Annotated in this window: 16 protein-coding genes and 3 pseudogenes; 5 read left to right on the top strand and 14 right to left on the bottom strand. The window is 36.9% G+C overall.

Annotated features, from left to right (window positions below; all coding sequences use genetic code 11):
• Positions 1-114 precede the first annotated feature (114 nt).
• The gene (locus NSR00_RS10325; protein ID WP_340788548.1) at positions 115-2490 is read right to left on the bottom strand and encodes a YhgE/Pip domain-containing protein; all 2376 of its coding nucleotides are present in this window, start codon (positions 2488-2490) and stop codon (positions 115-117) included.
• A gap of 77 nt (positions 2491-2567) precedes the next feature.
• Positions 2568-3140: a TetR/AcrR family transcriptional regulator gene (locus NSR00_RS10320; RefSeq protein WP_066247743.1), complete on the bottom strand. Its 573-nt coding sequence runs from the start codon at positions 3138-3140 to the stop codon at positions 2568-2570.
• A gap of 461 nt (positions 3141-3601) precedes the next feature.
• On the opposite strand from NSR00_RS10320, the pseudogene cax reads away from it, so the two are divergent.
• Positions 3602-4655, top strand: a pseudogene (gene cax / locus NSR00_RS10315) (calcium/proton exchanger).
• An 89-nt stretch (positions 4656-4744) separates the two neighbouring features.
• The gene (locus NSR00_RS10310; RefSeq protein ID WP_420534710.1) at positions 4745-5494 is read left to right on the top strand and encodes a YfkD famly protein; all 750 of its coding nucleotides are present in this window, start codon (positions 4745-4747) and stop codon (positions 5492-5494) included.
• Between the two features lie 57 nt (positions 5495-5551).
• On the opposite strand, the gene yfkAB is transcribed toward NSR00_RS10310, so the two are convergent.
• On the bottom strand, positions 5552-6673 hold the full coding sequence (gene yfkAB / locus NSR00_RS10305; RefSeq protein ID WP_063386763.1) for a radical SAM/CxCxxxxC motif protein YfkAB: 1122 nt from the start codon (positions 6671-6673) through the stop codon (positions 5552-5554).
• Positions 6674-7477: 804 nt separating this feature from the next.
• On the opposite strand from yfkAB, the pseudogene NSR00_RS10300 reads away from it, so the two are divergent.
• The 3 genes and pseudogenes from NSR00_RS10300 to NSR00_RS10290 all read left to right on the top strand — a co-directional run.
• Positions 7478-8183: pseudogene (locus NSR00_RS10300) on the top strand (UPF0236 family transposase-like protein); the annotation flags it as partial.
• Positions 8161-8877 carry an SAR2788 family putative toxin gene (locus tag NSR00_RS10295; protein WP_340788542.1) on the top strand — a complete coding sequence of 239 codons (717 nt, stop codon included), beginning with the start codon at positions 8161-8163 and terminating at the stop codon, positions 8875-8877. The pseudogene NSR00_RS10300 and the gene NSR00_RS10295, both read left to right, overlap by 23 nt.
• 109 nt (positions 8878-8986) lie before the next feature.
• Complete coding sequence (locus NSR00_RS10290; protein ID WP_340788539.1) at positions 8987-10168, top strand: IS701 family transposase; 1182 nt, start codon at positions 8987-8989, stop codon at positions 10166-10168.
• Positions 10169-10304: 136 nt separating this feature from the next.
• Here NSR00_RS10290 and NSR00_RS10285 read toward each other — a convergent pair whose 3' ends face one another.
• The 11 genes and pseudogenes from NSR00_RS10285 to NSR00_RS10240 form a co-directional block, all read right to left on the bottom strand.
• On the bottom strand, positions 10305-11027 hold the full coding sequence (locus NSR00_RS10285; protein WP_340788537.1) for a LytR/AlgR family response regulator transcription factor: 723 nt from the start codon (positions 11025-11027) through the stop codon (positions 10305-10307).
• Between the two features lie 3 nt (positions 11028-11030).
• The gene (locus NSR00_RS10280; RefSeq protein ID WP_340788535.1) at positions 11031-12311 is read right to left on the bottom strand and encodes a sensor histidine kinase; all 1281 of its coding nucleotides are present in this window, start codon (positions 12309-12311) and stop codon (positions 11031-11033) included.
• 149 nt (positions 12312-12460) lie between these two features.
• Positions 12461-13093, bottom strand: coding sequence for an ABC-2 transporter permease (locus NSR00_RS10275; RefSeq protein WP_340788534.1), 633 nt, complete (start codon positions 13091-13093; stop codon positions 12461-12463).
• Entirely contained in the window at positions 13090-13521 is a 432-nt protein-coding gene (locus tag NSR00_RS10270) for a hypothetical protein (protein WP_340788532.1), read from the bottom strand. The genes NSR00_RS10275 and NSR00_RS10270 overlap by 4 nt, the downstream gene beginning before the upstream one ends.
• Positions 13518-13931, bottom strand: a complete 414-nt coding sequence (locus tag NSR00_RS10265) for an ATP-binding cassette domain-containing protein (RefSeq protein WP_340788530.1) — start codon at positions 13929-13931, stop codon at positions 13518-13520. The genes NSR00_RS10270 and NSR00_RS10265 overlap by 4 nt, the downstream gene beginning before the upstream one ends.
• Positions 13932-14256: 325 nt before the next feature.
• Positions 14257-14376 carry a class III lanthipeptide gene (locus NSR00_RS10260; protein WP_340788528.1) on the bottom strand — a complete coding sequence of 40 codons (120 nt, stop codon included), beginning with the start codon at positions 14374-14376 and terminating at the stop codon, positions 14257-14259.
• A gap of 98 nt (positions 14377-14474) precedes the next feature.
• The gene (locus NSR00_RS10255) at positions 14475-14591 is read right to left on the bottom strand and encodes a class III lanthipeptide (protein ID WP_340788527.1); all 117 of its coding nucleotides are present in this window, start codon (positions 14589-14591) and stop codon (positions 14475-14477) included.
• 29 nt (positions 14592-14620) lie between these two features.
• Positions 14621-17239 carry a class III lanthionine synthetase LanKC gene (gene lanKC / locus NSR00_RS10250; RefSeq protein ID WP_340788524.1) on the bottom strand — a complete coding sequence of 873 codons (2619 nt, stop codon included), beginning with the start codon at positions 17237-17239 and terminating at the stop codon, positions 14621-14623.
• The gene (locus NSR00_RS10245) at positions 17232-18968 is read right to left on the bottom strand and encodes an ABC transporter ATP-binding protein (RefSeq protein ID WP_340788521.1); all 1737 of its coding nucleotides are present in this window, start codon (positions 18966-18968) and stop codon (positions 17232-17234) included. Before NSR00_RS10245 ends, lanKC begins: the two co-directional genes overlap by 8 nt.
• A gap of 257 nt (positions 18969-19225) precedes the next feature.
• Entirely contained in the window at positions 19226-19501 is a 276-nt protein-coding gene (locus NSR00_RS18085) for a DUF6044 family protein (RefSeq protein ID WP_445659564.1), read from the bottom strand.
• A 188-nt stretch (positions 19502-19689) separates the two neighbouring features.
• A pseudogene (locus NSR00_RS10240) lies at positions 19690-20058 on the bottom strand (transposase); the annotation flags it as partial.
• Positions 20059-20722: the final 664 nt, after the last annotated feature.

The raw sequence follows: 20722 nt of genomic DNA, 5'->3' as shown, positions 1-20722 counted from the left end.
AGAGGAATTGTGGCATTGCCGGTTTACCACATTTAGTTCTGAAAAATTTCCTTTCAGTTATTACGCTAGAGTCGAAGGTGTAAAAGTTCGTCCGGCAAATTCAAAAACAAATAGTTATACGGCCTCGCTAAAACGGCGTTTATGTTGGATTGTAAAGTAGGTGATCGTTGTGAGAACAAACACGATCATAAAAATGAGCAAAATAAATGCATTTTGCCACATAAACGCATAATCGCCGCTCGAAATGACTGAACGGAAGCCGGCTACGGAATATGTCATTGGCAGCCAGTTGTGGAGCGGCTGCAACGCTGTTGGGATTAACTCTAACGGGAAGGTACCGGCGCTTGTAGTTAATTGTAAGATTAAGATAATGATTGCTAAAAATCTTCCCGGATCACTTAACGTTGTGACAAGCAGCTGAATTAACGTCATGAACGTTAAGCTTGTGATGATCGTAAATACGATAAATCTCGCAATACTTTGCACTTCAATGCCTACTCCTGCTAGTAAAATTGTATCGGCTATCAACGATTGCATGACGCTGATCATAACGAGAACACCAAACTTGCTAAAAAACCAACTCATTCCCGTTTTAGGTGTAGTTGCTGGTTCACGAAGAGGGTACACAATTGTTACGAACAAGGCGCCGACAAACAATCCCAGCGATAAGAAGTACGGAGCAATCCCCGTTCCATAGTTAGGAACTTCGTTTAATTTTTCGTTTTTAATTTTAATAGGTTTTGCAAACATATCGTATATTTCTTTGTCCGCTTTGACGTTGCTGGCATCTTTGGCTCCATCGTGCAATTTTTCTGCCAATTCATTAGAACCTTTATCCAGCGTCGTCATTCCTTCCGTCAATTGACCAGACCCGTTAGAGAGCTGCTCGATTCCGTGTGAAAAGTTCCCTAACCCATTTGTGAGTTTTTCCATTCCGTTTGCTAATTCGCCGGAACCAGCAGCAAGCTGATTAGTGCCATCTTGCAGTTGATCAGAACCGGAAGCGAGATCATGCAAGCCGGCTGATAATTGTCCGCTTCCTTCCATCAGCTGGGTTATTCCGCTTTTCGCTTCATTCATTTTTTCACCGAATGTCGATAATCCTTGGGAGAGCTCCTTCTGTCCGCCAGCTAATGATTCGGCACCTGCGGCGAGCTGCTCTTGCCCTGCTACTAGTCGTTTGAGACCGTCGCTTAAAGCGACTGTTCCGCTATGCAATTGCGCTGATCCAGAAGAAAGCTGATCAGCTCCATCTTTCAATGCTGCAGCATTTTCGGAAAGCTGACTGATACCGCTTGTTACTTGTTTGCTTCCATCCGCCAGCTGCCCTACACTTGCACGCAGTTCTTTGAGTGCCGTTTTTTGCTGCGGATCAGACGTTTGAGCGATCATAGCATCAAGCCGGGCTGTCAGTTGTTCCAGTCCGGCACTCACCTGTGCCGCTCCCGTTTTCGTTTGTTCTGCTCCCTTAGCCCATTGTCCGAGTGATGACGACAGATTGCTGGCTCCGCTTCGTACTTTCTCGGCTCCGTTTGCGAGCTGAGGAGCTTTTTCATTTATTTGTTTCATTCCATGAAGTGATTGCTTTAATCCATCCGCCAGCTGCTGAGAACCATTTCTTGCCTTTTCTGCACCATCGAGCAATTTCTCTTGGCCTGCAATCAATTGTTCAAGACCAGAATTAAAACGGTTCATTCCGCTGTTCAGACGCTCGGCTCCGGAACTAGCGGATTGCAGCCCATTTTTAAATATCAATGATTTTTCAGCCATCGTTTTTAAATGTCCATATATTTCTTGAACTCCTTGTTCCGCAGAGAGCGCGCCGTTGTACAGCTCTTGTGAACCATCTTTGGCCGAATCAACCCCGTCCTTCAGCTTTATTGCTCCTTGTTTTGCTGAATCAATGCCGTCATGCAGTTTCTTTGCTCCTTCGCTTGCCGATTCGAGCCCTTCTGCCAGCTTCTTAATATTTTGGAACATTGTTTCGGCATATGTTTCCGTTAATGTATCACCAACTTCTTCTTTCAGTTTTTCAATGGTTTTATCCCCGATTTGTGCTGCGAAAAAGTTCATGCTCTCATTCGGCATATAAATGAGCTCCATTTTTTGAGGGTGTTCGTCCTTTATCGTAGTTGCATGCTTTGAAAAGTTTTCTGGAATTTTGATAACTAGATAATATTTCCGGTTTTTTAATCCGTTTTCCGCTTCTTTCTCGTCAACAAATTCCCAAGCAAGCTGCTTTTTCTTTTTTAGATTTTCCACTAGATCGTCGCCGATCTTTAACTTTTCCCCATTCAATGTTGCCCCTTTGTCTTGATTGACTACAGCGACCGGCAATCTCTCTAAGTGACCATACGGATCTCCAAATCCCCATATAAACATTCCGCTATACATAATGGGGATAAATAAAATAGCGATAACAGGAATCAAAATTTTCCGATTCGCTACAATCATTTTTAGCTCATGTAAAAATAATGAGATTCCACGCAACGGTTATCTCCTTCCTTTTTCGTACTTTTGACCATTTTGCTCATTTAGTCATTTTATGATAAAAGAAGAAGGACTATCTATTTCGACAATCCTTTTAAAAAATACAGTTCAAATAATTCAGCGATTTTCTCCTTTGGCAGCGGCTCATGTTCCTTTTCCCAATCAAAGTTTAGGGCGATATACATTTTTAACATTAAAAAGGCGGTGATTTCGGAATCACAGTTGCGAATTTCTCCTTTTTTTATGGCGTTGTCAATTTTTTCGCGGATAAAGGCGATAATCGCCCGATCCAATCTTTTCATCACTTCTTGAACGGCCGGAGTCCCGATATCCCGAATTTCTTGGAGAAGCTTAATTGTTAATGGATGTTGCTTTCGAAACTCTGCAATGCGATATAAAGCGCGATGGGCGTTTTCAAGAAATGGACGATCGGGGTCCATTGCATGCTCTGCCGTTTCTTTTATTTCTACTATAACCGAGGAAATAATTTCGTCTAACAAATCCTCTTTGCTTTTAAAAAACGTATAAATTGTTCCTTTGCCTACATTCGCGAGTTTCGCCACTTGTTCTATCGTCGTTGCCTTATACCCGAATAAGGAAAAAGATTTTGTCGCCGCATCAATAATATTTTGTTTTCGATCGATAGCCATGCACCTCATCCTCTTGATTGACTAAATGGACATTTTGGTCATTTCGTTAAAATTATCATACTATATCGCCTGATTAAAATAAAGGGGTTTTTTTACAAAATGATCGACAGGCTTTACACATGCGGCTGTCCTCATTTTTAAAAAGGGAAGAAGGTCCAAGCACGATAACGTTGTGAAATGTTTGCAAAAACCACCATATTATAGTATACCGTCAATCATCCGAAGCTGTAATCGGCAAAAGGCTTCTGCTTCAGACATCATTTTTTTCTTGTTGTTGTATTTTTTAGATTTATCAAAATATAGTGCTTATGTCAGAATAAAAATAATTTTTACGGACAAATTTTTTCCATAATTGTAAACGGCCTTTTTTTAGAAGGAAATGTTTATTTTAAACAACTTTTGTTAAAATAAGTAAGCAAAGTTTTCGGGAAAATTATTGCTAAATATGGGTGGTGAGCTTTATGTTCAATCGTATATTATCGATCTTGGTTGTTGTTGGATTGCCGTTGTCCTTTATTGGCAGTTTGATGCATTGGAATGCACTGCTTCTATTTGCAATTTATTGTTTAACGATTATCGGACTTGCCAGTTTTATGGGAAGAGCGACAGAAAGCTTGGCGATTGTGGCAGGTCCACGAATTGGCGGACTGTTGAATGCGACTTTTGGGAACGCTGTTGAGCTCATTATTTCAATCTTTGCGTTAAAAGCAGGTTTAATTTCAGTTGTTTTAGCATCTCTCACAGGTTCTGTAATCGGCAACTTGCTGCTTGTTGCAGGTTTATCGTTTTTTGTCGGTGGATTAAAGTACAAGCGGCAGAAGTTTAATGAATACGACGCAAGACATAATTCTGGATTGTTAATGTTTGCGGTCATTGTTGCCTTTGTCATTCCAGAAGTGTTTGCACAAACAATGAATGATACGGACACATTGACGTTAAGCATTGGCATTTCCATCATTATGATCGGGCTCTATTTAGCTGCGTTGTTTTTTAAATTGGTAACCCATCGGGGAGTTTATCAGAAAAAAGAGGAGCAGATCGAAGAACACGAAAGCCCGGAATGGTCTGGCAAGATCGCAACCATCATTTTGTTTTTGGCAACAATTGCGGTTGCATATGTTTCGGAAAATCTTGTACATACGTTTGAAACGGTCGCTCATGAACTTGGCTGGAGTGAATTATTTATTGGGGTAATTGTCGTTGCCATTGTTGGAAATGCAGCGGAGCATGCGTCTGCGATTATTATGGCTTACAAAAATAAAATGGATGTAGCGGTTGAAATCGCCATCGGATCAACCTTGCAGATCGCCATGTTTGTTGCGCCTTTGCTTGTATTAATTTCGGCAATCAACTCAGGAAGTGTAAAGACGAGCGGCATTTTTTCTGAAAACAGAAGCCATGGCGACAGGAGTACTGCTCATGATTGTAATTTCCAATGACGGCGATACGAACTGGTTTGAAGGGGCTACTTTGCTTGCTGCTTATGTCATCATGGGGAAGATATTTTGCGGATAAAATACAAATAGCTTGAAAAAACTAAAAGCAAAGGCTACTTGAAAGGAGATAACCACATGAAACAGCTAATGACGTTATTTATTTCAGTCATGCTTGCATCGGTTTTTTCAAGCTTAAGCTTCGCTGAAGCACCAACTATCCCCAAATCGGTGATGGATATTTCAAAAGAAAATACGTATCCAAATCCGAGTCAAAATCTTCCTTATTTACAGCCAAGTGAATTAACAAAAGAGTTAATCAAAACATCCAACGTCCCGATTGAAAATCCTGTTTTAATTAAAATGTTAAATGAGTCTTCCATTACACCTTCTCCAACCGCCATAGGATATAGAGCCGCCATTTACTTGGGACGGTGGGCATTGAATTATGAATCTGAGGAAACAACCGTCAATTGGGAGTATCAAAAAATCAATACAAACTTTTTTGACAATCGAGGCGGTAAGTCGCCCGTTCAAATTAGCTATAAACAGGAGGCGCAAAAACGGGTAAAAGGAGGATTAACCGCTAGAATTTCTGATCATAAAGATGTCAAAAAATTGATGCTGATGAAGGCGGCAAAGAAATCGAAAATGCCGCTAGCATTTGAAACAATTGTCGGCTTCGGGACGAAAAAAAATCAAGTATATAATATCCCGCCGAAAAAAATGGGGTATTTATACGCATACGTTCCCGCTGTCAACGAAAAAGGAAAAGTCACTTACGGAGAAGTGTATTTAATGTTAAAGGGAAGCAAGAAGCAAATTGTTGTCAAAAATGTTACGCAACAAGGCATTGGAGCATGGATTCCTGTGCAGGATCGGGCATCCTTCCACTTTCTTATTACCAATCAGCCTAGATAATAGAAAAGGGCGGGCGAAAGGCAAGTATATTGCCGAAAGAAGCCCAAGCCCTTTTATTTATATGCGCGCTTTTCTTTTTGTAAAATCTAAGTCTCGGTAATAACTATTTTTCACTAAAAGATTCGGCCCAAGACACGCTACGTTTGGACAATGGCAATTCAGCTGTTGGGCAATCGGGGATTGCATCCATTTTTCATAGGCTGATAAAAGAGTATCTTTTTTGATGTTTCCAAGCGGCGGTACATCGCCGAAATCTGTCACAATAATGTCCCCTGTAAAAATATTGACATTGAGACGGGATCTGCCGTCAGGGTCATTTCGAACAGTCACGTTTTTGCTTTCTCTCAATCGCTTCAGCAATGCTAAATCTTCCTCATTGTCGCTGCAAGCGTAAAACGGGAGTGTTCCAAACAGCATCCACACTGATTCGTCGCGGATATCCAAGAGCTTATGAATTGCTTCGCGTATCTCATCCAAGCTGAGCGTTTCAAGATTGCTAGCGAAATCACTTGGATACATTGGATGCACCTCATGGCGTTGACATTTCATTTCGTCTACAATTTGTCTATGGATTTTTTCAAGATGAGGAACCGTCCGTTTATTCAGCATCGTCTCCGCTGAAACAATTACTCCCGCTTCAGCCAGAGCTCTAGAGTTTTCAATGATTCGTTCAAAATATTTTGCACGTTCTTTATATGGAGGCTTCTTTTTCATCATTGCAAATCCGGCTTCAACAAAATCATCGACTGTTCCCCAGTTATGGGAAATATGCAAAACATCTAAATACGGGATAATTTTTTCATAGCGTTTCAAGTCCAATGTTAAATTGGAATTGATTTGGGTTCGTATCCCGCGTTCATGTGCGTATTTTAAAATGGGAACGACATAATTTTCCACAGATTTTATCGAAAGCATCGGCTCCCCGCCGGTAATCGAAAGGGATCGCAATGTCGGCACTTCGTCTAGCCTTTTTAAAAGTAAATCGAGCGGCAGCCCTTCCGGATCTTTCGGAGATAAAGTGTATCCTACAGCGCAATGCTCACATCGCATATTGCAGATTGTGGTGGTGGTAAATTCTATATTTGATAATGTTAATTCACCGTATTCCTTCATATCTAAATAAGCTTCCCAAGGGTCATAGGAAGGAGTAATCTTTTTGAGGGTTGTATAAGTTTCCATAAAAATCATTTCTCCTTTAATTAACGTTCTCAAGACATAACGTTCCTTATGACGATATTGCTCTGTTACTTCTACACCGTTTTTTGAATTAATGCTTCCAGCAATGCGGAATACCCTTGAAGCATCAACCGCCCTAGAGTCGCCCCCTAGCTCTTTTAATTGTTCTAAGAAGTGATTTTGTACCGCTTGCCATAACGGTAAAGCTTTGTAAGGAACAGGCTCTATAAGCCAAATTAAAACCATTCCTTGACCGCTAAAAATGATTATATTCGGCTCTGGAATCGATTGGCCAAAATAATCGTATTCTAATTTGCCGATTATCCAGTTCGGATTATAATTAAACAAATAAAAATCTAAATCAACATATAACGACTTTAATTGCCTTATATTCGTAATTTGTCGGCTAGGCTTATAAAATGTATTCTGGCTAAAATAAACATCCTCTTCGAGCCATTCTGTTAGTTTTTCAGCCAATTCCTGTGGTTTGTAATGATATTGGATGAATTTACCTTCTTTTTTCTTTGCAACAGTAATCCATCAATCAGAGTTATGATGATGAAACCATGCATGGTATCTAGCGTTATCTAGCTTTGCATTTTCCATAAATATTTTCTGGTGTGCGTAAAATGTTTGTGGGAGAAATTCTTAGAATTCCCGATGAGGGGGGGAACGTAGGTTCGTAATCCCCTCATCGGGGTCACCAAGCGAAAGCGCGGTAGGATCCCAAGCAGGAACATGAAAAAAGGACTCTCTCCCTGATAAGATGATTATTGACCACACTATCAAACAGGAGGAGAGAGTCCCATGAATATTCAACAACATCTTACCACAAATTCGTTGACATGGAAAGAGATCGAACTTGATTTGTTTCGAGCCCTGCAAAACGCCTTCGCTGAGCTGTTTACGGCTTTGTTGGAGGACATCGACCGACAATTGGCGGAAACCCGGGACAAGCGCCGGTACCACTTGAAAGACAAACGACGCACCACGATTCAAACCCTGTTTGGCGAAGTCACCTTTGAGCGAAACTACTATTTAGACCGAGAACAAAACCGTTACACGTTTTTGCTTGACTCCCTTCTAGCGTTTGATGGATCGCAGTCAATCAGTCCTTGTCTAGAAGAAACGGCGGTGGGATTGGTTGTGGAGTGCTCTTCTTATCGCAAAGCGGCTTGTACGCTTGCCCAGATGGTCGGGTATCCGGTGATAAGCCATGAGGCGATCCGCCAGTTGGTGCTCGAAGCCGAAGCTCCGCTGCACTGCCCGGTTGACCAGCAATATGGACGGATGCTGTTTGTGGGAGGCCGATGGACTGTTTGTCTCTCGCCAAGGGAAGAGAAAAACGGGCTAAGGAAGACAAATCCTGATCGTTCACGAAGGGTGGAAGCGCAACGGCTCACGGATCGAATTCGTGAATCAGCGCCATTACGTCCATGAGGGCAAGAGGGAGGTGTGGGAAGGCTTCGAGGAATTTTTGATGAACGAATATGCCTATGATCCGTATCGGGATTAATAATGCAGAAAAAATTAAACCTACTATTCAAAACCTAGACAGCAATGGAATCAAACTTCAATTAGATATTGATACAGATGAATATGCTACGGATTTAATTATAGATTCAAATCTAAAAGGTAATGATATAACAGTTAGTTCCGTATTAGATGTTGGGGATAAGATTGAAAAAACAGTATATGATGTAAAAATAATTGAGAATACTGAAGAACAATTTAAAGCTATTTTAATAGAAAAAAATACTGGTGAACAAATAACCATCTCTGAAAATGAAGCTAAAGCATCTATAATAAGTGTTGTTGTACGTATAATTGGCGGAGCAATTAAGTATGTTTCCAAACAATCAGGTAAACAAGTTACAAAATCAGCTGCAAAAAAAGCTAAATTATCTTTTAGTAGTGGAAGAGCTGGAGAGAAGTATTTAGAAACATTAGTAAAAGTAAGAAGTAAACAAGAATATTTTAGAACTCCTTTAGGTGGTAGATATATAGACGTGCTCGATACTTCTGGAATTGGACATGAATCTAAAGTTGGTTATGTTTCGTTAAATTCAACTATAAGAAAACAGATTGATAAAGACGCCTTATTAATCAAAAAGAAGGAACTAAAAGGTGCTAAATGGCATTTCTTTAGAAGTGATACTACAGGAAAAGTAGGGGCAAGTAAACCTGTACTAAACTACTGTAGATGAGCAAATTCACTAACATAAATTTACATCCGAACAAAAAAGGAGACATGAACCCGATTCCTTGATTAGAATAGATGTGTCACCAAACCATTCTCAAGGAGGTTCATGTCTCATGAATAGACTACCACATCACCAAGGAATCGACAAGTTTTTCGCAATGTTGGGGCTGGCCCTTTATTTCTCTAAGCCGGTCATGAAGCATCTCGTTCATATTATCGATGCGCTGACAACGAAAGGATTTGTGGGAACCTTGACCGATCTGCATCATGAGAGCTTTCATCCCAACCATCGAACGACACTGAGCCATTTTTTCACGAAAAGCCCTTGGGATGAAGAAATCTTGCTTCGCAAACTCCAGCAGTGGATGCTTCGTCATGTGGAACGAACGGCCAAGCGAGAGAATCACCCCATTTTTGTTTCGATCGATGATACGATCTGCCGAAAAACGAAGCCTTCGTCACAGGCGAAACACGCTATTGAAGGGTGTAATTGGCATTATTCTCACGCGGACAAAAAGTCGATTTGGGGACACTCTCTCGTCTGGCTCATGGTTCATACGATGACGCAAGCCTTTCCCTTTGCGTTTCGCCTCTACGACAAGGCGGATGGGAAAAGCAAGGGTCAATGGGCCATCGAGATGCTTTCTTCTTTGGATGTGCACGGTTCTGTTTATGTGCTGATGGATTCTTGGTACCCATCGAAAACACTCGTGGAAGCCTGCCTGAAAAAAGGATTCCACGTCATTGCGATGCTCAAGACGAATCGGGTTCTTTATCCAAAAGGCATCGCCATCCAAGCCAAACAGTTTGCCCGCTATATCGAACCGAACGACACCCATCTCGTCACGGTGGGAGAAGAGCGTTATCGCGTGTATCGCTACGAGGGAGCGCTGAAAGGTCTCGATGATGCCGTTGTGTTGTTGGCTTGGAAAGCCGATCAGCCGATGACACCTGAACATCTTCACTGCGTCTTGAGCACCGACCGGGATCTAAGCGATGAAGAGATCTTGCGCTACTATGCCCAGCGTTGGTCGATCGAATGTTTTTTCCGTCAAGCGAAAGACCAGCTGAAACTCGATGGATACCGCGTTCGCGGACGTCGGGCGGTGAAACGCTACTGGATCTTGGTGCAGCTTGCTTACGTGTACAGCATGTTCGAGTCGAACAGCGATTTTTCTGATGGGCTCGATCTTCTGCGCAAGAGAAAAGGACATAGCCTCGTGGAGTTCATTTACCGTGCAGCGAAACAAAATATTCCCATTGATACCGTGAAAAAACAGCTCCACGTGGCATAAGGGGTACCCTGTTTGTCTCTTTTATATGGTAATTATTGTAATTAAAATTGCTCAACTACAGTAATATGATAAGAAATTAAATATTTATTCCATTCAAGCCCCCTTACTGTCTTTATACATTTCTCAATATGAAATTTCATTTCAATTTTTTCATACCTCTAACCGAGACCAAGCAGATCTCATCATTCTTCATGACCACCCGTTTATTGGTTTTATCTATATATTTAATATTATTTTTATTCACAACATAAGACTTATGACAACGGCAAAATTCTTCCCCCAATCCTTCCAGCTCTTTGATTGTGCCATAAAACTCAACATTCGAATTTTCTAAATGCATAATGATTTTATGGGGTACGGAGGATGATTCGAAGAAAATAATATCAGAATAATTGACGGTCCGTATTTGATTTCCTACTTTATATTTAAAAATTTTTTGTTTTCCCCCTTTTTCACATAAATACCTTTTATAGGATACGTCAATACAATCCCGGATCCGACCTGTCAGTTCACCTAAATTTTCCTTAATGATGTAATCCATGGCTTCAATTTTATATGTAAATGTCATAAAAGATAATTCACTATGTGTGGTGATGAACACAATTTTCCCTGTGACATCCAGGTCTCTGATTTTTCGTGCCAATTCTAAACCGTTCATGTCTGTTTGTAAATTCACATCAATAAAATACAGTCCGGTATCATTTGGATTTTCCTGTACATGATTTATCAGCAAATGAGGATCATCCGTAGATAATTTCAATTTAGCATCCAGGTCCTCTATCATAATATAGTTTTCTACACATTTTTCTATGAATTTTCTTTCTGAAAGGTTATCTTCACAGATATATATGAAAAACATGTACTAATCCTCCATGTATATATAGATGATTTGGGTAAATAAGTTATCTCTTATTGTCGTTTCAGTTGTAACATTTTTTAACGGAGATAATAATTCATGGAGATTACTTAAACCTAATCCTCTACCCTTCCCTTTAGTGGAAAATCCCGGTTCTTTCAACAAATGGATTTTCGGGATATTACTGCGGCATGAATTCTGAACAATGATTGAAAAACAGTTTCCATCCTTAATGATGCCTGTTGACAACTCACCATTTTTGATATGTATTAATTCTTCAATAGCATTATCCAATAAAATGCCGACTGATGTGATTAATGTATAGGAATCGATGGGAAGTTCGAAAATATACGTATTGGCTTCAAACCTTGCATTGATGCCCAATTCTTGAGCTAGCATCAGCTTAGAGGCAAATATACTTTTCAATTCTTTGATTTTGATTTTGCTTAAATTTCCCAATTTAAAATTATTCTCATACAGGAATTTCGATGTCGGTTTCAAAACTTCTTCGTAATATTTTTTTAATCCTTCCAGATCCTTCTCAGAAATAAATATTTCAATGGATAAGAGGATATTTTGATAATCATGCCTGAATTTCCTCATGTTTTGATATTGTTTTTCAATTTCACTGGTATATTTCATCAAACTTTCAAATTCTTTTACTTTCTTTTGTAAGTTAAATTGTTTTTTTAGATGAATGGCATAAATAATGAATGTAATAATGGAAATAGATAAATAGATTAAAAAAAATAATAGGCTCAACCCAATAAATTTACCGGTTTCACCTGTAGAATTTAACCCGAAAATTAAACCGTAATAAATAAAAACAGTGGAAAATCCTATAAAAGCCATAAATGTTATTAATTGGTGATTAACAATATATTGAAAAAGTTTACGTACGATCAAAGAAAGCAATATCCCGGACACGGAATAAACAGTAAAATGAAATAAAATCTGAATATCTGTCAAATCAGGAATCGAACCAAAGCTGATTGTATCAATATAATAAGAAATATGATCACTGACAAGTACAACCAATAAGGTATAAGAACCGTAAAACAACGAATTAATAAGTTCCTTGTGATAGTAATAACTTAGACAACAGGTGAACGGAAACAAAATCACCGAAGCATAAGAACCAATGATTCCGGTTAGGATCATTGTCATAAGACTCATAACTAAAACAATGATTACATCCATTAAATTAAATCTTTTTATATTTGAAATGATTTTCAAGGACATCACTGTTATTGCGAATTGTAAAAACAAAACAGCGAGAGTAGACAAACTCATCCTCACCTTGACAATATCACTTATCTAAGGCAAGTATATCTCTTTTACCATTATTCCGTCTACAGTAATTTATGATTATTTTAATATTTCAATGAATTTATTTACAATATCATAATATGTCCTTCTAGAACCTGCCGTTTTTACTAAAAATCTTTTCTTTTATATACAATTATGGAAATGAAATATGAAATGATAAAAAATAAAACAGATACAAACAAGAAACTTACAGCAAATAGTTGATCAGCATTTTCTTTTTCACCCATGAATGTGGATACTAATAAATAAATACTTCCAAATAATCCAATGGTAAAAATTAAACTGATCATCCTTGTTAACTCCGTTTTGTCATTCCCTAATATATACGTTAGCGGATAAGTGGTAGATGCTGTACAAAACATGATGCCCATCCCCCAAAGCATATACTTAAGATTTACACCTTCAACAGAAGGGAGAAAGTTAATCAAAAAAACAATTGCAAGAGTTACCAATATACTGAATAAAAGCGACAATAGGAAAGTCAGATATTTACTTTGGATAATTTGATGTCTCTCTACAGGAAGGATACGTTCGTAATGATTCCAACCTGAAATACTTTCTTGCCTCAAAGCATCAAATGCAATAGACGATAAAACCGGAATTGGCAAGAGTATGGCAATATTGAGCGCCAATGATTTTTTTGTGATAATCAAAACCGCTACAGCTATGATAGTTATAAAAAGGGATAGTTTAATACCTTCCTTGACTGAATAAAAACTATTTAAAATCAACCCCTTCATCGTTTTTCCCCTTTCAATAATAGCAGTGTCATATCATCAATCGAAAAGTGTTCCTTGGCGAATTTATCCGGAATATCATTTATATCCGAAACTAATACTTTATTTTTATAAGTTGTAACAATTAGATGGTCCATGCCCTTCCATTCATTTTTATCATAGGTAAAAATCCCATAGTTATTAAGCCATTCAGATTTATCGACTGTTAAAATAATCTCCCCATTTTTTATAAAAATCAGAGAATCTGCTACTTTTTCAATGTCGCTTGTAATATGAGATGATAATAGAATCGAATGTTTTTTATCTTTAACAAATTCTTGAAAAATATCCAAGATTTCATCTCTGACAACCGGATCTAAGCCTGAGGTGGCTTCATCTAAAATTAATAATTTAGGATCATGGGAGAGGGCAACGGCGATGGAAAGCTTCATTGACATGCCTCGGGAAAAGCCCTGAATTTTTTTTTCGTGGGAAGCGAAAATCTTTTAAGATATTCAAAATATTTTTCCTGATTCCACTGCTTATAAATATTCTTCATAACTTTTGATAGTTCATTTGCATTCAAATTACCGGAAAAGTTTATTTGATCAAAGACAACGCCTATATCTTCCTTGATCTTTGCATCGGTTTCATTTATCTCTTTTCCAAATATTTTTATCGAACCGCCGTCTTTTTTTAATGCTCCCACGATTGTCCTCATTGCTGTTGTTTTGCCAGCGCCATTTTCACCAATAAAACCAACAATCGAACCGTATCGAATTGAAAATGAGACATTATTTAATTTAAAATGAGAATTCGGAAATGTTTTTTTTAAATTTTCAACTTTTAGAATATTATCCATACTATTTCCTCCAAAAAAAACTGTTATCTGATAAAAATTCATGTTGAAATAACTGGTTCCAGCAGGTGATTTTTTTATTTTTTCAAAACACGATTTTGTATACAGTAAAATTCTAACATGTGCCAGTATAAAATTTGCGTATTCGTCACAAAAACCTAAATATTTAGCATAAACGCTTTTTGATGACAAAAAAAAGAACAATTTCGATGTCAGATTGTTCATTTGGATTAAACTGGAAAAGGAATAGCATAAGGATTATTGTATAACTTGCTATTCCTTTCCTGCTATAGTATAATTCTATCTGTTATAAAAATGGAGAGTTGTATTAATTACAGTTATTGCTGATTGTTGACAAAAATCCAGTTACTGTCCAAGTAATTGTTGTCCAGCCTTGCGGTTCAACTTCTTGGCTTTCCAAATTTTGCAGTGCTAATACTTCCTTCATCATTTTCACGTCCTTTCATGTCCTGTTATATTCATTCCTTCGTAGGCTTACTAAGTTGAGAGTTTCTTCGATGATAAATAAGAATAAGATCTGTTTCCTCAGCAATTATTGCTGATTGTTGACAAAAATCCAGTTACTGTCCAAGTAATCGTTGTCCAGCCTTGCGGTTCAACTTCTTGACTTTCCAAATTTTGCAGTGCTAATACTTCCTTCATCATTTTCACCTCCTTTCATGTTCTACAGATCAAGCTCGTATTATATGTTCACTAAGGATATTCTTTGTCTTGATTATAAAACTATCGATATTGATAATAGGCAGCCAGTATAATGGATTAGATTTCAAAATTGCACACAAAGCTAATATTATTCCCGAACTACCCGTATACAAATCATCAGATAGACGGTAACAGAAATTACCTGGAAATCGAATTTCGTCTTCCCGGCGAATAAGAAACAGATTTAATTTATCAATAGACTCCATGATATTTTTTTCCATGTTCTCAATTTTATCTCCCATTATAAGCGGCAATAATAAGAATCCGCCTATTCCATCAAATAATCCTCCACTGAATGTACATCTAATTCCATTGAGATTAACGATTGATCTCAATTTTTCCTGATGCAAATTTTCGCCAACTACATGATTTAAATACCAGATAGCCACTCCAATGCCTATTGCTCCACCAGATAAATATGGCAATAAACGATTTCTGTCATCAATCGTTTGTAAGATTTGAATACTTTCATCTAATCTCGTATTTTGTAAATCTTTTCCAATTAAATCCTTGGCCAAATAATAAAATTCTAGTTTTTTTGTAACAGAATAAATAGCTGTATAAAATAAGGCTATACCAGACCAACCATCCAATAATCCAATCGGAACAGCTGCCCAATCATATACATTCAAACTTTTGTAATTCTCAATAAATTTTTTAATATGTGTGGCAATTGATTCCGCTTTTTTCAGATAATTACTATCATTTTCTTCCAAATATAGACTAATATAAGCCAAGCCGATCCCGGCTAAACCAGACCTTAGTGATACATCATTTAAATCAAGGTTTTCAAAATATCGATTAAATAATGACAAGGCCTCTTCTTTATATCCCAATTCATATAGTGTTGAAGCAATACCGACCTTTCCTGTAAATAACCCTTGCTGTGATACAGAATGCGATTCATTGATTAAATAGTGTTCAATCCATGTGTATACTTTTTTATCAACATAACCGGATCTGGATAAAGCAAGAGCTGCCCCAGTCCCGCCCGTAAGTACATTATATTTTCCCCCAGGAGTTTCATACTGCCTTATATCCCCATGAATCAGTCCTTCTTCCGGTATTAAATTTTTCATTATTCCTTTTCGTAATCCCTCAAGGATTGAACTTATTTCTTCTGTTGGTTTTTTATGGGGATTATGAACAACGGCAAATTCTTTATCCTTCGTTTCAGATAAATGTTTATCACAAATCCTTTCTATATCTCTGAAAAAAGTATAAAATTCTTTTCCGAATTCTCGTTCAATCCATCGGTTTTGGTATGATGTCATACTTTCATCAATACTGCTGACGGGTCCGATTGGCAATATACAATATCTTAAAATTTTCTTAATTGCATACCAATCCCGTTCTTTATGATTTTTATTTTTATGACTGGCAAAACCAATTGTCTGCATTGCTGCTTGAGTATCGTCATCTAAAGGGGCTGCTGATTCAAAGTCGATCAGTGTGACATTTCCTTCTTGATCTATCATTATATTTGACGGTTGTAAATCACCCATTCCTATATTCTTGCTATGCATTGCTAAAATAATATCGATTAAACTAAGGATGATTTTTTTGACATGAGCAATATACGTTTCTTTATCATTTTTACGATGGAATGGATATCTGACAGAAATCCATTGTTTTAAATCAAGCCCTTCAATATACTCTTCAACAAGAAATAAGTGCTTCCATGATTTAAAATAATCAATAATATTCACTACACCTTTAATTTCCGCAAGTTGGGTCAGAGCTTTATATTCCACGTTAAGCCTCTCAACTGCATCTCTTTTTTTGCCATCCAGACCTACTTTTGGTCTGGCCTCTTTGATCACAACCTTTTTCTTATCGTCTACCCGCTCAGCTAAATATATTCCGCCTCCATTTGTATAGCGAAGTACTCTTTGAAAATTGTATTTTTTCAGCTGCTTTCTATCCTCTTCATTTCCTTCATCTAAAATATTTTTTGAATCCAAAAATCGGTCAAACTCTTCAACAAACTTAGGCACTTGATAATATGGGGTACGATAATCCGGTATCAAATTACCATCCGGGTCTTTAATGCAAGGTTCCCCTTTTTCATTAGAAATTGTTCTAAATCCCCCGTAACGGTAAAAGATGTTACTATCCTTCCAACATTTATCACTTAGAATATAAGGACCGTTTTCTTTGTCTTTAACTTGTTCATACAAAATATCAAGTAATTCTAAAAAAACTTCATCAGTCGGAGGATATATGGTTATGAATTTACCTGAATTTGTTCTGTTCCCATTTTTTGAATTTATGGTAAGTAAACTAGATTCATCCATAATATGTTTAAAAGCAATTTGCCGATCGATTAAAACTTTACTTACATCCTCTAAAATCTCATGTGCATTATCTAGTGTTGCGCTTACATGTATTTTCCATCCTTGATCTTTAATTTTTTTCCCTTTGAAAGTATAGAAAACCCAAGGGGAGTTTTCTTCATTAGAAGTAACACAACAATCTGGTAAATTTGGCACCTTATAAACCTTACTATTAACCATTCGCCTTGTTCTTATGTAATATTCTGAGGAAGCGTTCAAATAATTGAAATAAAGATGATTTTTATTATCCAATCATAATCCCCTCCTTTTTTACCGAGTTTTGAAACTGCAGTTCACAAAACTGGTTATATAATGGATGATTCTTTTGTAATTCTTCATGATTACCCTGCCCCGTTATTCTACCGTTTTCCATGAAGATTATTTTATCCGCATTGATGATAGTAGATAATCGATGTGCAATAACTATTGCGGTCCGACCTTTTATAATATTTCTCATCGCAGCTTGTACTTTTTGCTCCGATTTACTGTCCAGATTTGCTGTGGCTTCATCCAATAAAATTATTTTTGGGTTTTTAAGAAGCATCCTTGCTATTGCAATTCTTTGCTTTTGCCCTCCAGAAAGGATTAAACCTTTTTCCCCTAAATGTGTATCCAATCCATCAGGCAAGTCTTTAATAAATTCCCAAGCATATGCCATTTTACAAACATTGATGATTTCTTCCTCATCCGGAAGATCTCCATCAATGCCAAATAATATATTTTCTCTTACAGTACCGGTAATCAAACTATGTTCTTGCGATACATAACCAATTTGTGAACGCCAAGATTTTAGAGAAAAATCCTCGATATTTTGTCCATCTATGAAAATACTTCCATTCGTAGGTCTATAAAATCTTTCCAATAGGGAAAAAAGAGTTGTTTTTCCGCTGCCGCTCGGACCAACCAATGCATAAGTATGACCTCCTTTTAATGTCAAATTAATATTTTGTAAAGAAAATGACTGATTTTCTTGAGTCACATATTTAAAGCTAACATTTTTTAGTTCTATGTTTTTACCTGTAACATTTAATGGCTTTCCTTTATCAAGATCCTCCTCACTCTCATAAATTAATTGAGAGATTCTTTCGGTCGCGCCTTTTGTTTTTTGTAATTGAGAGAAGAAACCTCCGAAATTAGCAATAGGTCCTGTAATATAAAAAATCAGTGTTAAAAAAGCAATGAATGTTCCTGGTGACAACTCACCATTCGCAAGTTTCACTCCACCATACCCTACAATAAAAATAATTATTAACATCATAATCAAATTAATAATAGGATTAATCACAGCCATCCATTTAGCTTGCTTTATCCCAATATTCCTAAGCTCATTTATGTTTTTCAATCCTTTATCTATTTGAAGATCTTCGGCGGTGAAAGCTTTAATCAATTTATTTTCCGTTATCATTTCAATGGCATTAATATTAAGCTTTCCTGTCAAACTTTGCATTTTTTTGGAAAGTTCAGATAGGATCCTTCCTAATGGAACAAAGAATAAAAGAAATAATGGAATAGCCATAATAATAATCAAAGATAATTCCCAGTCATAATAAAATAACCAAAAACCACAAAGTATTATCATTAATATTGCGTTAACAAATTGTGAAAATGAAATACTCACCAAATTGTAAATAACTGTTGTATCATTAACCAGTCTGCTAGCGATGTCACCCGATTCATTTTTGTCGAAGAATTCAGTCGACAACTTTACAATTTTAGTCCATGTAATCTCTCTTAAATTTGTGACAATGTTTAAACCGACCACGCTTAATAAGTAGCTGGCTACCACGCCGGTTCCTATATGAATAACAAACAATATGACCAGCCACAGTAATATTTCTCCATCGATGCTGCTGGATTGAGCAAAACTATCAATAAATTTTTTCAAAAAATTCGGGACAAACGTAGAAATGATTGCACTAACAGCACTAGTCGTACAAGCAAAAATAAATAAACCAATATTAGGTTTTGATAAGTTTATCAACTTAAAAAACTCTTTCCATGAGTAATTCTTAATTTTGCTTTTCCTCCTTAGCATTTTTTTCACCTTTTTTAATTTACTACTATTTTTTAATCAGATTATAACCTGTATTTACATAAAATTTTTAGATTCATCACAAAAGACTAAATATTAAGCGTAAACGCCTTTTATTTACAAAAAAAGAACAGTTTTGATGTCAGTATTGTTCTTAAAAGTGGAAATATGTCGAGATGACACCGTCTATTTCTTCCCCATCCCTCTTAACAATAATAAAGCCCTCGGTCTCTCCAACAAGTAATAAGAAAAAATCTTGCGCGCCATGATAACACCCATATGAAACCGATCACGAAAGAACTGAAAAATGGGGATAATTTTAAGCACAAGGAACTCCAACTTGATTTCTTCCAGGTCTCCGATAAATATAAAGAGAGGAATTGGGTGAGCGAAAGATAAAGTGGCCTGATTTTTTCCCCGCCAACGAGGTAAAAGGGGAACAGATTGAAAATCATGGTTACAACGATAATAAATCCATACAATTTGGCATTCTAATAAACTGTACTTGAGCAAATTTACTAACATAAATTTACAAATAAACATAAAAAGAGACATGAACCGATTTCTTGGTTAGAATAGATGTGCTACCAAACTACCCAAACAAGGAGGTTCATGTCTCTCGTATGGATAGATTAGCACATCATCAAGAAATCTACAATACATTATCTTCTCTCCGCTTATAACCGGATGTACGCTTATCGATTCGGTTATCAATCCCATTGATTTGGGAATTCGTAGAGCTTAATAAAGCAAAATCAATAGGCAAAAATGTAGCACCATCTGACCAGCCGAGTGTAAGCATACGAAATCCTTTGTAATAACGCATTTTTTGAGAAGAATGATCGAAACAGCGAGCAAGCAGTTCAACCTTTTTACTGCGATTTCGTTCATAAGATGAGTCGTCCACGATCAGCACTTTCGGACGGTCGTGTCTCGTTAAACTACTTACCTTCATAATGGTGAAAGTACTCAAAACAAGTAAAAACCTGCGCCAATTGTATTGAGGGTTATTTAAGAAGCGATAAATAGCGTTTTTTTCCGGCAAATCTTTAGCTTTTTTACTTTGAAGAAGTAAAAACAAATTTTTGCCTTATAGCTTTTACTTCTTTTGGTAGTTGATTGTTCAGTCTGTTATTCGTTATCATAATAAGAGACACCTCACCTGCTTTTGGTAATGTTTTTTCTGGACAATTAAACTATACCAAAAGTTGAGGTGTTTTTTTTTGCAAATTTTTATGTCAAGAAGTATTCGAAACAACCAACAAACCCATTAACCGTAAGGCTTAGAAATCCAATTTACTGTGAGAAAGTTGAGTATATAATTATTCTTACAACCTTTTTATTTTAGAATGAGTGTATTGAACAATTCTATTTGATATGCAACATACACTTTACTGAGGGATAAATCCTATTAAGTTAAAAATGCCTTGTGGCTCTATGGTTGTGGAAATATATGCTTTACGTCATACGAAATGTGACAGGAACCATAAAATTTCCGTTTGGAAGTTTTATGGTTCTTTTTATTTTAATGGAATTTTATATACTTGTCGAAGCAAAAAATAAAGTGTGATGTCCCCTTTATGCGATCCTATTGTAGTAAAAACAAAGACATGTTTGGATTATCCAATCCTTCATAAATTTTACTCCACCATTTTTACCTATATATTTTAGTGCAAAAATACTAAACCTTAATTGATGCTAGT

It is taken from the genome of Aeribacillus sp. FSL K6-8394, from assembly GCF_038008865.1.
Taxonomy (GTDB): domain Bacteria; phylum Bacillota; class Bacilli; order Bacillales; family Aeribacillaceae; genus Aeribacillus; species Aeribacillus composti.
This window is presented reverse-complemented; position numbering and strand designations above follow the sequence as displayed.

Coding starts and splice junctions, on each gene's coding strand:
- NSR00_RS10320 (WP_066247743.1), bottom strand. CDS start 3,140: ATGGCTATCGATCGAAAACAAAATATTATTGATGCGGCGACAAAATCT.
- NSR00_RS10310 (WP_420534710.1), top strand. CDS start 4,745: ATGCTTGCATCGGTTTTTTCAAGCTTAAGCTTCGCTGAAGCACCAACT.
- yfkAB (WP_063386763.1), bottom strand. CDS start 6,673: ATGGAAACTTATACAACCCTCAAAAAGATTACTCCTTCCTATGACCCT.
- NSR00_RS10295 (WP_340788542.1), top strand. CDS start 8,161: ATGCCTATGATCCGTATCGGGATTAATAATGCAGAAAAAATTAAACCT.
- NSR00_RS10290 (WP_340788539.1), top strand. CDS start 8,987: ATGAATAGACTACCACATCACCAAGGAATCGACAAGTTTTTCGCAATG.
- NSR00_RS10285 (WP_340788537.1), bottom strand. CDS start 11,027: ATGTTTTTCATATATATCTGTGAAGATAACCTTTCAGAAAGAAAATTC.
- NSR00_RS10275 (WP_340788534.1), bottom strand. CDS start 13,093: ATGAAGGGGTTGATTTTAAATAGTTTTTATTCAGTCAAGGAAGGTATT.
- NSR00_RS10270 (WP_340788532.1), bottom strand. CDS start 13,521: ATGAAGCTTTCCATCGCCGTTGCCCTCTCCCATGATCCTAAATTATTA.
- NSR00_RS10265 (WP_340788530.1), bottom strand. CDS start 13,931: ATGGATAATATTCTAAAAGTTGAAAATTTAAAAAAAACATTTCCGAAT.
- NSR00_RS10260 (WP_340788528.1), bottom strand. CDS start 14,376: ATGAAGGAAGTATTAGCACTGCAAAATTTGGAAAGCCAAGAAGTTGAA.
- NSR00_RS10255 (WP_340788527.1), bottom strand. CDS start 14,591: ATGAAGGAAGTATTAGCACTGCAAAATTTGGAAAGTCAAGAAGTTGAA.